The sequence below is a fragment of the Desulfosporosinus burensis genome, assembly GCF_054657535.1.
The window spans coordinates 422,401-437,802 of record NZ_BAAHYN010000003.1 but is presented as its reverse complement, the minus strand read 5'-3'; the positions used below and the strand labels follow the sequence as shown (position 1 = coordinate 437,802).

Here is a 15,402-nt window from a genome sequence, read left to right as displayed (position 1 = left end):
TCTGAGAGGGTTTGGCACTGCAAAGTGCCATTCTACTCGACCCAACTTATCTTCGACCAAGCAACTGGAAAAGGACTATAATAACGCAGCCTATGCGACAATTAGAAACTTTGTTCTCAAACTCGAAAGTAACGGCCTTCTATCTTCACAGAAATATGGTAGCAGGGTACGTTATAGAGTGAAGTAGGTCAGATGGCGCTTAAGTGTCAATTGTACTCGGCGTAACACAAGAGATAATCTGTACTTGTATTATGTAATTCGCGAAGGAGGCAAGGAAATGGGGAATGAATACTGTATTTTCCTTGAACTTCCTTATATAATTATGATACCATAGTGTATGTTGACTGAATAATCACTAAAGTCGAATTAGTGTCATAACTAATATAAAAGATTTCCGAGGTGAAAAGATGAGAAAAGTAAACTTCACAGAAACCGTCTTAAGAGACGGGAACCAATCCTTGATCGCGACAAGGTTGGCTTTCGAACAATTTGCCCCTATTCTCGAGGAACTTGATAAGGTCGGGTACTACTCCTTAGAATGTTGGGGAGGAGCAACGTTTGATACCTGTATAAGGTACCTCAATGAAGACCCCTGGGATCGGCTGAGAAAGATAAAAGCGATTGTCAAGAAGACTCCCTTACAAATGCTGCTTAGGGGCCAAAACGTGCTGGGTTATAAACACTACCCTGATGATGTCGTCCGAAACTTTGTCAAGGCCGCTGTGGCTAACGGTATTGATATTGTCCGCGTTTTTGATGCCCTTAATGACTTAAATAATATTAAAGTCGCTATGGATGAAGTCAAGCAACAAGGCGCCCATGCCCAAGGAACCATTGTCTACACGGTGAGCCCTATTCACGATGTTAAGAATTACCGGAACTTGGCCAAACAGCTGGAGGAAATGGGTGCAGACTCTATATGCCTCAAAGATATGGCAGGCCTTTTAATGCCTCAGGTGGCCTTTGATCTCATCAAGGACTTAAAGCAAACGGTTAAAATACCGATCTTCCTCCACGCCCACTGTAATAATGGGCTTGCGGAAATGGCCTACTTTAAAGCAGTCGAGGCTGGTGTGGACGGGATAGATTGTGCTATTTCTTCGTTCTCCAGCGGTTCTGCCCAACCCCCCACTGAGACCATGCATTTCGCCTTAGAGGATGCTGGTTATACGACTGGCTTGGATGCCCTTAAATTAAAAACGATTAATGACTTTTTCAAACCCCTCAGAGAAGAATTTATTGCCTCTGGACTACTGGATACTCAATTACTGACGCCTCAACCAGGAAGTTTAGTCTACCAAGTTCCTGGCGGGATGTTATCTAATTTAATATCCCAACTTAAAGATCGAAATGCGATTGATAAGTTGGAGGCTGTGCTTAGTGAAGTCCCTCAGGTTCGCAAAGACCTCGGCTATCCCCCTCTCGTAACTCCGACTAGCCAGATTGTTGGAGTTCAAGCCGTCTTTAACGTCTTGACCGGTGAACGGTATAAAGTGGTGATTAAAGAAGTTATTAACTACTTCATGGGAGAATACGGCAAGGTCCCTGGACCCATTAATGAAGAGGTTTCTAAAAAAGCTCTGCGCAAAAAACAACCTTTATCAGGACGCTATGCCGATACCTTAGAGCCGGCCTTTGAAAAGGCCAAAGAACAGCTTAAGGATATTACTTCTAGCGATGAAGATGTCTTAACTTATTTGTTGTTCCCGCAAATTGCCGAAGAATTTATCAAAAAGAAAAATGGCATTGATAGCTATCCATCAGCTTCAGAAACTGTTTCCCAGCGAAGGATTGGTTAGGTGGATTTTTCCGTTGATAATTGTCGCTTTATGTAATAAAATATCACTAGAAGTTCGTTTCAGTAGAAAGGGGTAACTAGTGATGTCCTTGCCATGGCATAAACTCAATTATAAGAAACAGAATTACTATATAATCTTAGCCGCGATTTCCTTGGCCTCGGTCTTGATTGGTATAGTTTATGTGCTCAATATGGCGTAGGCAGTCTAGTCTAGGAACAAAATCGAAAATCCCCCTCACCATTGTGTATGGATGAGGGGGATTTTTCACGTCTGCTTCAGGGCTATAGCTTGAAGTCCTTGCGGGTTAGATTATTATAATAGGAGCGGACTGGGCTATAATCGGGCGTATAACCGGGGATCTCAACCAAGGGTTCGTTGTCCTCTAAATAAAGGGTAGTTAATTTGGTAAGATATTTCAAGGGCGTAAAATCCTTAATATTATTATCGGATACGTCAAGATAGGTGAGGGAAGTTAGACCTTTTAGGGCAGTGAGATCCTTCAGTTGAGTATTCGTCATCTTTAAGGTTTTAAGATTAGTTAGCTTGGCGAGTGAAGAAACTTTCAGGAGGGGATTATTTCCGAGATCAAGGGTTTTTAAGTTGGTTAAATACTCTAAGCCGGTCAAGTCGGTGATCCCTTCACTGCGCGCATCTAACACGGTGATATCCATAACATCACTCTTATAGATCGTCTGATCGCTATCCTTTTTCAATTTATACCCAATGGCATCTTTTAAGGCTAGATCGGGGAAATTTATTTTGGCATCTTCGGAGACTTTGAGGGATAGGCTGACCTTTTGAGTCAAGCCATCAATCGTTCCTTGAAATTGGTAAGTGCCTACTTTATTGATAGGGATAATATTACTACTCCAAGTAACAGGAAGCGTCTCTGTGCTGCCATCGCTCATGGTTGCGTTCACCTTATCCGGGAAATCAAAGGAATCGCCGAGAATGATCTCTGCGCTGATATTGTCTATTTTCGTCACTTTTGGATAGATGGTTAATTTAAGGTAAACATGGCCATTATAGTTCTTTAAGGTGCCTTCGAATTGATAGGTTCCAGCACGAAGGGTGTGCACGGAAGAAAGGCTCCAAGTTACGGGGACCTCTTCATTTAAGCCATTGGTTTTGGTAACTGTGATGGTTTTGGGTGGTTCGTATTTTTGTTGTTCTTGAACACTATCCGTGATGTCGGTTACTGACTTAATCTCGCCTGGCAGTCTCTGGAGTGTGGATTCAGTCAAGAAATTAATGACACTCGTGCCACCCAAAATCTTGAGTTTGGAGATGATTTTAGAACTAAGGAAGGAATGGCTGGAAAACGGAATGGAGTTTCCTTGGAGCAAGATGATGGGGTTTTTCCCCTTTTGAGCTAAGGCAGAGGCGGCAAGAGCATCTGGGAAATTCTCACCGGTTGAGATATAAAGAGTGTCTAAATCCAGACTATCTGCAAAGCGTCTGATCAGGCTAATATTCCGATCATAAGGGTTTGAGCCGAAAATCAGTTCGTGATTCGGAAACTGGCTGATCACGTTATCGCTGAGATCAGAGTAGCCAGTCACGATGACTATCAGGGGGATTTTATTGCTGTTTAAGAAATCCTTCTGTGCTGGAGTGAGATCATGGGGAGGTACTAGGAGAAGGGGCATCTCATTGGCGGCGGCTATGGGACCGATGGACAAGGCATCCGGAAAGTTAGTACCGCTGGTTACGATAACCCCTTTTTTGACACCGACTTCTTGAGCCACTAGGAGTGCTGTTTCATAGCGATCTTGGCCGGCTATTCGCTTAGCGGTGATATTCATTAAGGAAAGTTGATTTTCGACTTCTCCCGAGACAACTGCATACCCGCCAACAATGTAGACGTTTTTGACCTTCAGGCGTTTCAATTCGGCAGCAGTGTCACTATTTAAACCATAGGAACCGGTCAATAATATCGGGGCATTATACTTGTGGGCCAATGGTCCAGCGCTTAAGGCGTCTGGAAAATTCTCTCCGAAGGCCAGAATTGCCGAATCTGCCCCATTCGGCCAGCCATTTTGACTGATGGCAACGGCTGTTTGATAGCGGTCATAGCCTGCAATTCTGTCGGTCGAGGTAGAAGCGCTAGCTTTAGGCGCGTAGGCCAACATCAAGAGGCTAATCAGGAAAAGACTTAGGAAAAAGTATTTCTTCGTAATCGAGAAAGTGATCGTCAAAGTGTACGCCTCCTTTTACGTATAACTTTCTCGAAATATTGACTAAATCCTGCTTTATATTTAAAAAATAGCGTAATCCTAATCCGCGTATTGCTCTTTTAAAGCGAGGATTTCCTCTAGGCAGTTCAGAAAGGCATCGACGAGGTGGGGGTCGAATTGCACACCGTGCTCCTCTTTGAAGAGATTGATGACGCGGTCAATTTCCCAGGCTTGCTTATAGCAGCGATCACTAGCTAGGGCATCAAACACGTCAGCAAGGGCTGTTATCCGACCGTAGATGTGAATTTCTTCTCCTTTTAGGCCTTGGGGATAGCCGGTACCATTCCATTTTTCATGGTTCTGGTGGTACCCAGATCAAATTGTCGTTTGATCAGAGTCTTCATAGTAGTTCTCAACCAGAGACAACTGATTTTTCTATCACTTCGAATGGCACTCGGATCAATGTTCTAAGCGTATCCGTGGATAATAAATCCCTTTATCTAGACCTTGGGCAACCAATCTATAAGAACGACCATCTAAAGATCTCCTATAGTGTAGGACCTTACCACATCCGGGATTTAGAAGAAAATAGTGTTCGGGATTTTAGTAATCGCTCAGCTTTAACAGATTTTTTGCCGGGGCCGAGGGCAGTTATGAATAACCCTGGCACGGAGACTGTTCAGGAAATTACGGAAAATTCTCAAAACAATTTTGTTCAATCCGTCCCAGTGCCAATCGGCGTTGATATAGCAAGTGTGGAGTATACTTTATTAGTTCCTGTGGGAGCTTACCGACTTAAATATAATGCTCAGGGCTATGTCGGAGGTTTTTACACGGCACCGAATCAGACAACCACGGAGTGGAGCAACGCAACTTTGATTGACCTTGAGTCAGTGATAAGAACTATTGAGGGAACTGGTTATTATAATCACACGGATGATGCTTATATCGAAGTGCCAATAGCCTTTGATTTTAACTTCTATGGGATAAACTATGACGAAGTATTTCTGGGAACGAACGGTTACATTACCTTTGGAGCGGGGGATTCCGGATATACCAATTATTCCTTTCCAAGTTCGGGACAATAATGGGCGTACTGTGACAATTGGCTCACTTACTGTTGACCAAGGATCATTGGTCGTCCTAACAATGGATAGAGATATTGAAGTGGGCAGCTGGGACTTTAGCGTTAAGGGTGATGCAGATGGAAGTGGACCTATGCTAGCCAGTGCAGGAACCGGTAGCGAGGAGACTTCCCTAACTCGTCCGACTTATTGAAAAACAAAAAAGCCCCTAGATTAAGGGCTCAGTGAAGTACAGTGAGGTATAGTTAAGTACAGTACAGTGAAGTGAAGTACAGTGCAGTGAAGTGAAGTACAGTGAAGTACAGTGAGGTACAGTGCAGTGATTTGATGTTGAGATCATAGAACTTATGTTAAGTAGTCAGAGCGAAATAAGCAATCACAATTATGCAGATTACTGCCGAAGCTGCAATAATCAAAATCTCTTGACGAGTTGGTAAATGAAACGGGGATTCTTTATATTGCTTCCATGGCATACAATTTCACTCCTAACATATTTTGGTACTATTAATGCTATTCGGGTACTGACATGCTTATTCCTTCTTGAGCCAGCACGAAAGCTTTGTTAAATTAGAGTTTATAATTCTAAATTTCAACAAAAAAAGACTAATATTTGTTCTCCATAAGGTTATGGTTGCAGAATTCGTTTTTTTGTAACTATTAGTGTAAGGATATTCCCTGATTATAGTTAAAGCAGGACAAAAAATATAAGTCCGCTATCTTCGCATTTAGATTTTTTAAAAGGTTGACAAATGAAGTGCTCAAATGCTAAAATATTTAAATGTGGTGACTTCTCACCGCAACCGCTCGAATCAGGTATTAACGGGTTTTTTGCTTTAAGAAACCGACCTGCAATGGCGAGTCTAGGGCATGGGAGGTGTATTTTATATGTATGCAGTGATTGAAACTGGTGGTAAGCAATTCCGCGTTCAAGAGGGCGACGTACTTTACGTTGAGAAATTGGATGCTAACGTCGGAGATGCCGTAACGATTGATCAGGTTCTCCTCGTGGAAAAAGACGGAGCAGTTAATGTCGGAACCCCTGTTGTGGCGGGTGCTACAGCAGTGCTGAAAGTAGTGGAGCACGGTAAAGGGGAGAAGATTATTGTCTTCAAATTCAAGTCCAAGAAAAACTATCGTCGCAAGCAAGGACATCGTCAACCCTACACAAAAGTGGTTGTCGAGGCACTCCAAGCGTAAGCGCCAAGATGGTATTCGCTTCATAGTATGGGCGGATGAGCAAGGACGAATTCGTGAATTCGAATTGTCCGGACATGCTGGGTTTGCCGAAGAGGGCCAGGACATAGTCTGTGCGGGGGTTTCTGCACTGAGTATTGCGGCTGTCAATGGGTTGGAGCATTTCTTATCGGCGGTCCCTAAAGCTCAGGAGGCTGATGGACATCTCTCCTGTCGGCTGGAGGGGATTTCTGAGCAAGACTTGGAGAAGGCCCAGTGGATTTTGCAAACGATGGCGTTAGGTATTGAACAAATACAAACGACTTATGGAGAAGAATATATATTTATTGATCGAAGGAGGTGGACTCCATGCTAAAAATGAATCTTCAACTGTTCGCGCATAAAAAAGGGGTAGGTAGCTCACGAAATGGTCGTGATAGTAACGCTCAACGTCTGGGTGTGAAACGCGGCGATGGTCAATTCGTCAAGGCTGGTACGATTATTGTGCGTCAACGTGGAACGAAGTTTCATCCCGCTAAAAACTGTGGTCTGGGTAAAGATGACACCTTATTTGCTCTGATTGACGGTTATGTCAAGTTCGAACATAAAGATCGCTTGCACAAACAAGTTAGTATTTATGCAGAACGTGCAAAAACACCGATAGCTATCGCCCTATAAGCTGTTTCTTACTGACCCCTGGGTTTTCCCAGGGGTTTTATTCGTATATACAACTATCTTGAGGGTTGTAGGTTAGTTGTAGACTAGACTCCAGGCTTGCTGTTTGGTGACATTTTGGACCAGAGAATGAGAGATGTTTAGGGCTGAGAACGTGGTCATGTTGTATTAATACTGAGAACGTGGCCATGAGGCATTGGAAGTGAGCAGGTAGGTTATATGTAAGGTAGGGATAGATACATAGAGATACATAGAAATTAGCTGAGATTACAGAGATTACAGAGATCATAACGCGAAGTCTTCCTTTTGAGATAGGCGGTTTCGGCGATAAATGCTTTATCCCTTCGCCAGTAGATATTCCTTTGGGGATCACGGCTTCGGCGATACTCTCCACCGGAGAGTATCGTACCGGAGAGTATGGTAGTGAGACTATCGCCACTGGAAGCTTTCGTACCGAAGTCTCGATGTTCAGCTCAGCTTTAGATGAATTAATTAACTGATTTGCAGAATTTAATTGAGAGGGGGAAGGGTGACGATGTCAGAGGTCGAAGAAATTTTGTTGTCAGAGATGTTACAATGGTATCGCCTTCAGAGGCATGACTATCTAAATCATTGGCAGGTGATTATGGGCAATTTACAGCTCAACCATCCGGAGGAGGCTCTTCAGTATATGCGAGATACGGTCACCGGATCGCAGGAAGAGCAAAAGATAGGGCATCTAGCCGAACCTCACTTAGCTGCAATCATGCTGGGTTTATTGATTCGTCTGAGTCAGAACAGGATTACAGTGACGATCGATTTTCCTGAGGAGATGAAACAGAACGAGTTTTGGCAAGATCATTGGCAAAAGGAATATGTAGAGCAGTTATACGGGTACACTAAAGAATGTATGGAAGCCTCTTTGCGGTCTAAGGCGTTGAAAGACTTGCAAGCTGAGCTGTATTTATTCGATGAGCCGGGTGGTTTCTCTTGCCAGTTTATCTTATCGGACGAGGAGACGGTCCTTTATGATAAAATGGTGGCGTTTAACGGGCTTTGAAATAAGCATCCTTGAATGTGGTAAGGGAAAGGCTAGATTAAGCTAAATAGGTTATAGTGAGATAAATAGGTTAAAGTGAGCTAAGCGGTTAGAGTTAACTTGATTAAGGAGATTGTAGGTATGTTTTACGATCAGGCAAAGATTTATGTTAAAGCTGGAGATGGCGGAGCGGGTGCTGTAGCCTTTCGACGTGAGAAATATGTTCCGGAGGGCGGACCGAGTGGTGGAGACGGTGGTCGTGGGGGAAATGTAGTTTTCATAGGGGATGAAGGTTTAAGAACCCTTGTAGACTTTCGCTATAAACGCCATTATAAAGGGGATCGCGGTGATCATGGGCAAGCCAAGAATATGAGCGGCAGGGGCGGGGAAGATATTATTCTGCGTATTCCGGTCGGAACTGTGGTCCTCGATGATAGTACAGGAGAGCCTATAGCAGATATTATTGAACATGACCAGCGTGTAGTAGTCGCAGCAGGTGGACGCGGCGGACGGGGTAATGCTCGTTTTATGAGTAATACTAATAAAGCGCCTACTTTGGCGGAAAATGGTGAACCGGGTGAGGAGCGCTGGCTGCGTTTAGAGTTAAAGCTTTTGGCTGATGTCGGCTTGGTCGGGTTTCCGAATGTTGGAAAATCCACGATGATTTCCAAAGTGTCTGCCGCAAAACCCAAAATTGCCGATTATCATTTTACCACCCTGATTCCGAATTTGGGGGTGGTCGATATCGAGGATGGGGAAAGCTTTGTGATGGCAGATATTCCAGGCTTGATTGAGGGTGCTCATTCGGGAGCGGGCTTGGGACATGAGTTCTTACGTCACACCGAGCGAACTCGCTTGATTCTGCACGTCTTAGATATTTCTGGGTCAGAGGAACGGGATCCCTTGGAGGATTTCCGGATTATTGAAGAAGAACTTCGGCTTTATAGTCCGGAGCTTGCTCTGCGACCGGTGATTATTGTCGCTAATAAAATGGATATCCCGGGTTCTGAGGAAAACTTGCAGCGTTTAAAAGAAGCCGTGGATGGTCGAAATGAAATCTTTTCGGTTTCGGCTGCGACAGGGGAAGGCTTGCAAGCACTAATTTATCGTATTGCCCAGATCCTGCCGGATATCCCGGTTCCTGAGATTGTCAGCCTTCCGGTTGATCATCGTGTTACGAAAGCAGAATCAGATCCGCGCTTTGAGATCTTAAAGGAAGAGGATCTGTTCATCGTAGTCGGTAAAGAAATCGAGAGGCATGCTAAGATGACCTTGTTCGATCGAGAAGAGAGTGTCTATCGTTTCCAAAATATTATCAAGGCCATGGGAATTGACGATGCTTTAAATGCGGCAGGGATCAAAGAAGGGGACAAAGTGGAGATTGCGGGCTATAAATTCGATTGGGTCTAAGGGCCAGGTTCCTATGAGCTGGACGGATGGTTGTTAAGGGGGGAGCACAGTGAAGAAGCAGCTTTGGTTAGGAACACTAACTGGATTCTTGATTCTGGCCTTAGCCCTTGGCGGATGGTGGATTTGGGGAACCCCTCAGGGTCCGCTGAAGGTCAAAGCTGGAGCTGTAGCACCTATCTCGATGCAAGAAGACGTCTATGCGACGGGCAGCCTTGTTCCGGTGTCTCGTCAAGAGGTGCGTGTCCTAACGCCCGGGCGTGTTACGAGGGTGGCGGTGAAAGTAGGGGATTCCGTTCAAGTGGGGCAAACCCTCGTCACACTTGATACAACTCTTGTCGATGCCCAAGTAGCCCAGGCGAAGGCGAACGTTGAGGCCGCCCAAACAGGTGTCAATGTGGCGCAAGCTAATTTGGCGGATTTGAAGAAAGCTCTAAGTGCTAATGCTAGTGCCAATGCCAATGCCAATGCCAATGCTAGTGTTAGTGCTGATGCTGATGCTGATGCTAGTGCTAGTGCGGTCACTGTAGCCAGTCTTTTAGCTGATGCTTATGGAAGTGGTATAGCAGGTAGTTTAGGTAATTCTGCCGGAACTGACAGTATCGGTGGAACTGCAAATGGTACTGGCGCTGGTGATTTAAATAATAGTGGGATTTCTGTAAGCCCAGGCGCCGTTAAGCAAGCTGAGGGAGTACTAGCCCAAAGTAAAGCGGCATTAAAGCAGGCTCAGGAGATGCTTAAAGTGGCTCAGGTGCAACAGGGGCAAACGATTCATAAAGCGATGATCGCTGGTACTGTCTTGGAGGTTAATGCTGAGGATGGAAATCTCTCTCCCGTGCAGGTGCCGCTGGTGGTTGTGGCCGATCTAACTCAGATGAACGTCGAGGCGCAACTGAATGAGGTCGATGCGGGAAAGGTGCAAATGGACGGGAAAGTGGCGATGACCAGTAAGGTGCTGGGAGACACGACCGTTCAAGGCAGAATTGTCGGGATCGCTCCGGCGGCGGTTACTAAGCCCAGCCTCCAAGGAAATGCTTCCCCGACGGTAGGGATAAAAATCCGTTTAGATCAAGTGCCAGCCGGATTGAAGCCAGGATTTACAGTGAGCATTCAAATTATTGTGGCGACCAAAGCAGGAATTTTGGCGGTTCCTCAAGAGGCCCTTTTTCAAGAAGGAAACAAGAACTATGTCTATCGGATTCAAGAGGGTCGCCTGAGTAAGACCGAGGTGAAGCTAGGAATCGGGAACGATACGCATCAGGAAATTTCCTCTGGTTTAAACGCCGGGGACCAAGTGGTCCTGAATCCCTCTAAGGAATTATCGGAAGGAATGACGGTAGCGCCTGAAGTAGGAAGTGGGGGAGCATGAGTCTCCTAGAAGGATTACGAGGGGCTCTCTTTAGTTTACGGACTAATAAATTACGTACCGGCTTGACAATGCTGGGGATTATCATCGGAATTGCTGCAGTGATCGCTGTGGTCACGATCGGGCTGGGTGGTAAAGCGGCCATCATGCAGGAAATGGAGAAAAGCGGAGTCAACCTGTTCGTGTTGTACACGAAATCTGTCGGACAAACCGGACAAGCCGAAGCAAACCGCTTAACCCTTGCGGATGGAGAGAGTTTGAAACGGGCTCTGCCGCAAATTAAAAGCTTGCTGCCAGCCAGCATTGAGTATACTGCTGTTGAGGTGAGTCAAAAGCGTTCTTCCGCTATGGTCGTCGGAACAACCCCGGAGTTTGCAGATTTGAGGCGTCGAGATATTGCGAAAGGTCGGTTTTTCTCAGAGGAAGAGTTTTCCGCGGATCGTCGTGTGGTGGTGATCGACCAGACCTTAGTCGACAATTTAATGGGGGCTGGGAATCCTTTGGGGCAACAGGTCATGATTCATAATGTCCCCTGTCGGGTGATTGGGGTTTTGGCCAAGGATCAATCAGCCTTTGCGCAGTTTAATGTAGGTCCACAGAATGCTTATGCCTATATGCCTTGGGGGACGTGGTCGGATATTTTCCAATCTCAAAGGGTAGATCAGCTAGAAGGTGCGACCTATCGGGAAACGGATTTGGAAAGCGTGATTGCAAATGTTAAGCGGATTTTGAATGTGCGTCATGGGACCACTAATCAGTATGAGGCCTTTAATGTCCAGCAATTGGTTCAATCGGCCAATAAGATTATGCGCATTCTGACAAGCTTTATCGGTCTCGTCGCTGGAATCTCCCTTTTGGTGGGGGGGATCGGCATCATGAATATCATGTTAGTTTCAGTAACAGAACGCACTCGTGAAATTGGCTTGCGCAAAGCGGTGGGAGCTAAGGAACGGGATATTTTAACCCAATTTTTATTAGAAGCGATCGTTTTATCCTTGATCGGAGGAATCGTGGGCATCGCTCTAGGGATAGGGAGTGCGCTGACGGTAGCCTTTCTTTTGCACTGGCCACCGCTTTTCTCAGGCTGGGCGATTCTAGCAGCCGTGTCCTTTTCCGTCGGAGTAGGACTATTCTTTGGATTTTATCCAGCTTTAAAGGCGGCTAAGCTCGAACCGATGTCCGCTTTGAGATATGAGTAATGGGTAAAGAACCATCCCCATGTTCAAGGAACCAATGGTCGCTTGGAGGTATGAATAATGAGTATATGGAAATAAGCTACGTGCGAGTAAATGAGATATGTGATGAGTAATTAGATATGAGAGATATGAGTAATGAGTAATAGGTAATGAGTAATAACAACAGTTAAGAAATTCTTATGAAACTATATAGAACCCTACTATTTCTTAGTAGAGTTCTCAAGGATGGTAACGATTAAATTGTTTAAGGAACGATTCTGTTCTTTAGCAAGTTTTTCCAGTTTCTTCTTTAGAGCCTTTGGTATGGTTATATTGGTTCTCGTATTATCAGCACTAATGGTCATTATCATTCACCTCTAGGTAATTATAGCAATGAAATACAGTGTTGTAAAGGTGGTGTCACTATGGTATAGTATCCTTGGAGGTGAAATCAAGTGATCCTCGGAAAGAAAGTTAGACTCAAGCCCACAGAAGCACAGGAACAGCAGTTGTGGAAGTCGGCTGGAACTGCAAGGTGGGCATACAATTGGGCATTAGACAGACAAGAGAAGAACTATGCTAGTGGTGGAAATTTCCTTTCAGACAATGATCTGAGGAAAGAGCTAACCAAATTAAAGCAAACGGAAGAGTTCTCTTGGCTTGGGGATGTTTCCAATAACATCCCAAGCAAGCAGTTAAGGATGCCTGTGATGCTTACAAGAAGTTCTTTAAGCATTCAGCTGAAAAGCCCACATTCAAGAGCAGGAGGAAGTCTAAACCTTCATTCTACAACGATAACTTGAAACTAAAGGTCAAAGAAGTCATCGTTCTAATTGAGAAAATCGGATGGATCAAGACTTCAGAACAATTGCCACTAGGTCAAAAGTACACTAACCCTCGTATTTCATTTGACGGAAAGTATTGGTACCTAGCAGTCGGAATCGAGCAAGAGCAAGATACTGAGCAGTTGACAAGTGAAGTCATCGGCATTGATTTTGGGATCAAAGTCCTTGCATCCTGCTCTAATGGTATGGTGTTCAAAAACATTAACAAATCTCAAAGTGTTAAGAAGCCAGAGAAACGGCTTCGTAGGTTGCAACGCAAAGTTTCTCGAAAATATCAAAAAAACAAGAAGGGAGTCCGTTTCGTCAAAACCTGCAACATTATAAAAGTTGAGAAGCAAATCCGTGTGCTACATCGAAAGTTAACTGGAATCAGAAGTAATCATATTCACCAAGCCACCAATGTAATTGTGAAAACCAAGCCTTGCAAAGTGGTTGTGGAAACTCTAAACATCAAGGGTATGATGAAAAATCGGCATCTATCGAAAGCAATTGCTCAACAAAAACTGTATGACTTTAAGTTGAAGCTCCAATACAAGTGTGAGAAACATGGTATCGAACTTGTTGAGGCTGACAAATGGTTTCCTTCGAGTAAGATTTGTTCGAGTTGTGGAGCTATTAAGAAAGACTTGAAGTTGTCGGATAGAGTATACAGTTGTGCATGTGGTTTGGTAATAGATCGAGATTTCAATGCTTCCATTAATCTTTCGAGATACCAATTAGTAGTCTAGTCACCTAAAAGACACTACTAATGTGTACGATTCGTTGCATCGGAATTTAAGCCCTTGGAGTGTTATATCAAACGAAAGTAGCCTTCGGGCAAAATCGGACACGATGAATAGGGAAGCAAACAGAACTTTAATAGACTTTTATAAAGTTTTGGCAACGGGAAGATTATTCGTGTTAACAGGTAAACAAAAACGTTATTTAAGAGCTATGGGCAATGAAATGGATCCGATCTTGCAAGTGGGTAAGGGTGGAATCGCAGAAAATGTGATCACCCAAACGAATGAGACCATAGAGGCTCGAGAACTCATCAAAGGCCGTGTCTTACAAAACTGTATGGAGGAGCCAAAAGCCGTGGCTGCAGAACTAGCTGAGCAGACAGGGTCCGAACTCGTGCAAGTTATCGGGCGGAATTTTCTACTCTTCAGACAATCTAAAGATAAGCCATTCATAGTTCTCCCCAAGTAGTGTAAGAGTGCAAGTTGGGGGCGGTTCTTGACTTGTATCGTTGACTAGCACTGGACCAGCAGACTTGCCTCCTTGACTTAGGTAAAGCTGTGAAAAAAGAAATTGGGGCAAAGAGTACAGACGGATTTAATTTTTTAAAACCCTGTACGTCTCTATAAGTAAAAAGCAGAAAAGACTTCTAACTTAAAAATTAGAGGTCTTTTGCTTTATGTTAGTTACTTACCAGAGAGAGGTTGCTTTTCCATTACAATGTCCCTCCATCAAAAAGGTATTACCCATATTATACTTAGATAAGTAGAGATTTACCTTTTTTTTGGTTTAGCTTAATACCTAATCCTAAAACCGGTAATACCATATGAAATTTAGATGAAAGAATAAAATAATCCACGTAGAGATAGACTTTAAACGCTAGTTTTTTGGTATAATTCAGAGTATAGTCAGATTCTCTGGATACATTTACCTTTAGTTTAAACATAACTCTACCCAATTCGTTGATTTTGCTCATTAGGGAGAGGAGTTTTATGATGCCGATTACTCAGTTTTCTAGTCCATTAACGGTTACCGAGGGGCTTGAGTTAGTTTCTCGAATTGATGAAGAAGTCGTTTACATAAATGGGGGCACGGATCTTGTGATCCAGATGCAGAGCGGGAAGCTGCAACCTGCTTGGCTCATAGACCTTTCTCAGATTTCGGAATTGAAGTTTATTAAGGAAGATGAGGGCAGGATAAAAATCGGAAGTGGGACAACCTTCAGTCAAATCGGTGAGAGCAGCCTCATTAGGAAGAAGGCCAGGTGTCTGAGTCAGGCTGCGTCTCAGGTCGGGTCCACGCAAATCCGTAACCGGGCAACTCTCGGCGGAAATATTGCCAATGCTTCACCTGCTGGAGACAGTCTGCCTACGTTACTAGCACTTGAGGCTTGGGTCAGGATACAGGGACCACAAGGGTCACGGAGGATATCTTTTGCTGAGTTTCAGGCAGGAAACGGCTCAGGGCTTAAGGAAAAGGAATTAATAACTGAGATCGATTTCCCAGTGTGGGAAGCTAAAGGGAAGACACATGTTGTCAGCGCCTTCAAAAAATTAGGTACTCGGACCGCTGTAACGATTGCTCGTCTGAATATTGCAGCGTGGGTGGAAGTGGATTCAGAAAATGAGACGATCCATAATTCAAGATGGGCTGTGGGAGCTTTAGGGCGGACTCCCTTTCGTTTAGAGGACCTGGAGCAGGAATTGCAAGGAAAAAGGGTTATTCCAGCTCTAGCTCGGGAGATTGCTGATCGACTGACAGAGGTTGTCGACCGGGCAATCCCTGGACGGGCTTCTCAGGAGTATAAACGTCAGGCTATTCGCGGTCTCGCGTATGATCTGCTCAATGACTTGTTTCCAAAGCCAGAACAGATAATCCAGAATAGGTAATCGAGGGCTCTAACACAGTGCCGATCTGAGATACCCAGTGAATTGAATGAGATATGACTTTTAATGCGAACAT

Annotated in this window: 16 protein-coding genes, 3 pseudogenes and 1 other annotated feature; of the genes and pseudogenes, 15 read left to right on the top strand and 4 right to left on the bottom strand. The window is 44.4% G+C overall.

Features of this window, described 5'->3' with window-relative positions; genetic code table 11:
• Positions 1-187: pseudogene (locus ACYQ3Q_RS07360) on the top strand (hypothetical protein); the annotation flags it as partial.
• Positions 188-407: 220 nt separating this feature from the next.
• On the top strand, positions 408-1,799 hold the full coding sequence (locus ACYQ3Q_RS07355) for a pyruvate carboxylase subunit B (RefSeq protein WP_459927939.1): 1,392 nt from the start codon (positions 408-410) through the stop codon (positions 1,797-1,799).
• Positions 1,800-2,080: 281 nt separating this feature from the next.
• Here the strand turns inward: ACYQ3Q_RS07355 and ACYQ3Q_RS07350 are convergent, their stop codons facing one another.
• Both ACYQ3Q_RS07350 and ACYQ3Q_RS07345 read right to left on the bottom strand, forming a co-directional pair.
• Positions 2,081-3,997 carry a cell wall-binding repeat-containing protein gene (locus ACYQ3Q_RS07350; protein WP_459927938.1) on the bottom strand — a complete coding sequence of 639 codons (1,917 nt, stop codon included), beginning with the start codon at positions 3,995-3,997 and terminating at the stop codon, positions 2,081-2,083.
• A 78-nt stretch (positions 3,998-4,075) separates the two neighbouring features.
• Positions 4,076-4,330 (bottom strand): annotated as a pseudogene (locus tag ACYQ3Q_RS07345) (HD-GYP domain-containing protein); the annotation flags it as partial.
• On the opposite strand from ACYQ3Q_RS07345, the gene ACYQ3Q_RS07340 reads away from it, so the two are divergent.
• Both ACYQ3Q_RS07340 and ACYQ3Q_RS07335 read left to right on the top strand, forming a co-directional pair.
• Complete coding sequence (locus tag ACYQ3Q_RS07340; RefSeq protein WP_459927964.1) at positions 4,258-5,064, top strand: SwmB domain-containing protein; 807 nt, start codon at positions 4,258-4,260, stop codon at positions 5,062-5,064. The pseudogene ACYQ3Q_RS07345 and the gene ACYQ3Q_RS07340 overlap by 73 nt on opposite strands.
• Positions 5,065-5,074: 10 nt before the next feature.
• On the top strand, positions 5,075-5,254 hold the full coding sequence (locus ACYQ3Q_RS07335) for a hypothetical protein (RefSeq protein WP_459927937.1): 180 nt from the start codon (positions 5,075-5,077) through the stop codon (positions 5,252-5,254).
• A 157-nt stretch (positions 5,255-5,411) separates the two neighbouring features.
• On the opposite strand, the gene ACYQ3Q_RS07330 is transcribed toward ACYQ3Q_RS07335, so the two are convergent.
• Complete coding sequence (locus ACYQ3Q_RS07330) at positions 5,412-5,534, bottom strand: hypothetical protein (protein ID WP_034144770.1); 123 nt, start codon at positions 5,532-5,534, stop codon at positions 5,412-5,414.
• A 315-nt stretch (positions 5,535-5,849) separates the two neighbouring features.
• Positions 5,850-5,933: a sequence feature (ribosomal protein L21 leader region), on the top strand.
• A gap of 13 nt (positions 5,934-5,946) precedes the next feature.
• Between ACYQ3Q_RS07330 and rplU the strand changes: the two genes are divergently transcribed.
• The 8 genes from rplU to ACYQ3Q_RS07290 all read left to right on the top strand — a co-directional run bounded on the left by rplU (position 5,947) and on the right by ACYQ3Q_RS07290 (position 11,899).
• Positions 5,947-6,258, top strand: coding sequence for a 50S ribosomal protein L21 (gene rplU, locus ACYQ3Q_RS07325; protein ID WP_459927936.1), 312 nt, complete (start codon positions 5,947-5,949; stop codon positions 6,256-6,258).
• The gene (locus tag ACYQ3Q_RS07320; protein WP_459927935.1) at positions 6,236-6,610 is read left to right on the top strand and encodes a ribosomal-processing cysteine protease Prp; all 375 of its coding nucleotides are present in this window, start codon (positions 6,236-6,238) and stop codon (positions 6,608-6,610) included. The genes rplU and ACYQ3Q_RS07320 overlap by 23 nt, the downstream gene beginning before the upstream one ends.
• Positions 6,604-6,912: a 50S ribosomal protein L27 gene (rpmA, locus tag ACYQ3Q_RS07315; RefSeq protein WP_034144768.1), complete on the top strand. Its 309-nt coding sequence runs from the start codon at positions 6,604-6,606 to the stop codon at positions 6,910-6,912. The genes ACYQ3Q_RS07320 and rpmA overlap by 7 nt, the downstream gene beginning before the upstream one ends.
• 359 nt (positions 6,913-7,271) lie before the next feature.
• Positions 7,272-7,409, top strand: a complete 138-nt coding sequence (locus ACYQ3Q_RS07310) for a hypothetical protein (protein WP_459927934.1) — start codon at positions 7,272-7,274, stop codon at positions 7,407-7,409.
• 35 nt (positions 7,410-7,444) lie between these two features.
• Positions 7,445-7,948 carry a Spo0B domain-containing protein gene (locus ACYQ3Q_RS07305; protein ID WP_459927933.1) on the top strand — a complete coding sequence of 168 codons (504 nt, stop codon included), beginning with the start codon at positions 7,445-7,447 and terminating at the stop codon, positions 7,946-7,948.
• Between the two features lie 120 nt (positions 7,949-8,068).
• A complete protein-coding gene (gene obgE / locus ACYQ3Q_RS07300; RefSeq protein WP_459927932.1) occupies positions 8,069-9,337 on the top strand; it encodes a GTPase ObgE in 1,269 nt (422 codons plus the stop codon).
• A gap of 49 nt (positions 9,338-9,386) precedes the next feature.
• Positions 9,387-10,703, top strand: coding sequence for an efflux RND transporter periplasmic adaptor subunit (locus ACYQ3Q_RS07295; RefSeq protein ID WP_459927931.1), 1,317 nt, complete (start codon positions 9,387-9,389; stop codon positions 10,701-10,703).
• Positions 10,700-11,899: an ABC transporter permease gene (locus tag ACYQ3Q_RS07290; RefSeq protein ID WP_459927930.1), complete on the top strand. Its 1,200-nt coding sequence runs from the start codon at positions 10,700-10,702 to the stop codon at positions 11,897-11,899. The genes ACYQ3Q_RS07295 and ACYQ3Q_RS07290 overlap by 4 nt, the downstream gene beginning before the upstream one ends.
• Positions 11,900-12,096: 197 nt before the next feature.
• On the opposite strand, the gene ACYQ3Q_RS07285 is transcribed toward ACYQ3Q_RS07290, so the two are convergent.
• Positions 12,097-12,240, bottom strand: a complete 144-nt coding sequence (locus ACYQ3Q_RS07285; protein ID WP_459927929.1) for a ribbon-helix-helix domain-containing protein — start codon at positions 12,238-12,240, stop codon at positions 12,097-12,099.
• Positions 12,241-12,330: 90 nt separating this feature from the next.
• On the opposite strand from ACYQ3Q_RS07285, the pseudogene ACYQ3Q_RS07280 reads away from it, so the two are divergent.
• From ACYQ3Q_RS07280 to ACYQ3Q_RS07270, 3 genes and pseudogenes are all read left to right on the top strand, one after another.
• Positions 12,331-13,448 (top strand): annotated as a pseudogene (locus ACYQ3Q_RS07280) (RNA-guided endonuclease InsQ/TnpB family protein).
• A 169-nt stretch (positions 13,449-13,617) separates the two neighbouring features.
• A complete protein-coding gene (gene yhbY, locus ACYQ3Q_RS07275; RefSeq protein WP_459927963.1) occupies positions 13,618-13,911 on the top strand; it encodes a ribosome assembly RNA-binding protein YhbY in 294 nt (97 codons plus the stop codon).
• A 521-nt stretch (positions 13,912-14,432) separates the two neighbouring features.
• On the top strand, positions 14,433-15,329 hold the full coding sequence (locus ACYQ3Q_RS07270) for an FAD binding domain-containing protein (RefSeq protein ID WP_459927928.1): 897 nt from the start codon (positions 14,433-14,435) through the stop codon (positions 15,327-15,329).
• The last annotated feature ends 73 nt before the right edge of the window (positions 15,330-15,402 follow it).

Coding starts and splice junctions, on each gene's coding strand:
- ACYQ3Q_RS07305 (WP_459927933.1), top strand. CDS start 7,445: ATGTCAGAGGTCGAAGAAATTTTGTTGTCAGAGATGTTACAATGGTAT.
- rpmA (WP_034144768.1), top strand. CDS start 6,604: ATGCTAAAAATGAATCTTCAACTGTTCGCGCATAAAAAAGGGGTAGGT.
- obgE (WP_459927932.1), top strand. CDS start 8,069: ATGTTTTACGATCAGGCAAAGATTTATGTTAAAGCTGGAGATGGCGGA.
- ACYQ3Q_RS07285 (WP_459927929.1), bottom strand. CDS start 12,240: ATGACCATTAGTGCTGATAATACGAGAACCAATATAACCATACCAAAG.
- ACYQ3Q_RS07355 (WP_459927939.1), top strand. CDS start 408: ATGAGAAAAGTAAACTTCACAGAAACCGTCTTAAGAGACGGGAACCAA.
- ACYQ3Q_RS07290 (WP_459927930.1), top strand. CDS start 10,700: ATGAGTCTCCTAGAAGGATTACGAGGGGCTCTCTTTAGTTTACGGACT.
- rplU (WP_459927936.1), top strand. CDS start 5,947: ATGTATGCAGTGATTGAAACTGGTGGTAAGCAATTCCGCGTTCAAGAG.
- ACYQ3Q_RS07270 (WP_459927928.1), top strand. CDS start 14,433: ATGATGCCGATTACTCAGTTTTCTAGTCCATTAACGGTTACCGAGGGG.
- ACYQ3Q_RS07330 (WP_034144770.1), bottom strand. CDS start 5,534: ATGCCATGGAAGCAATATAAAGAATCCCCGTTTCATTTACCAACTCGT.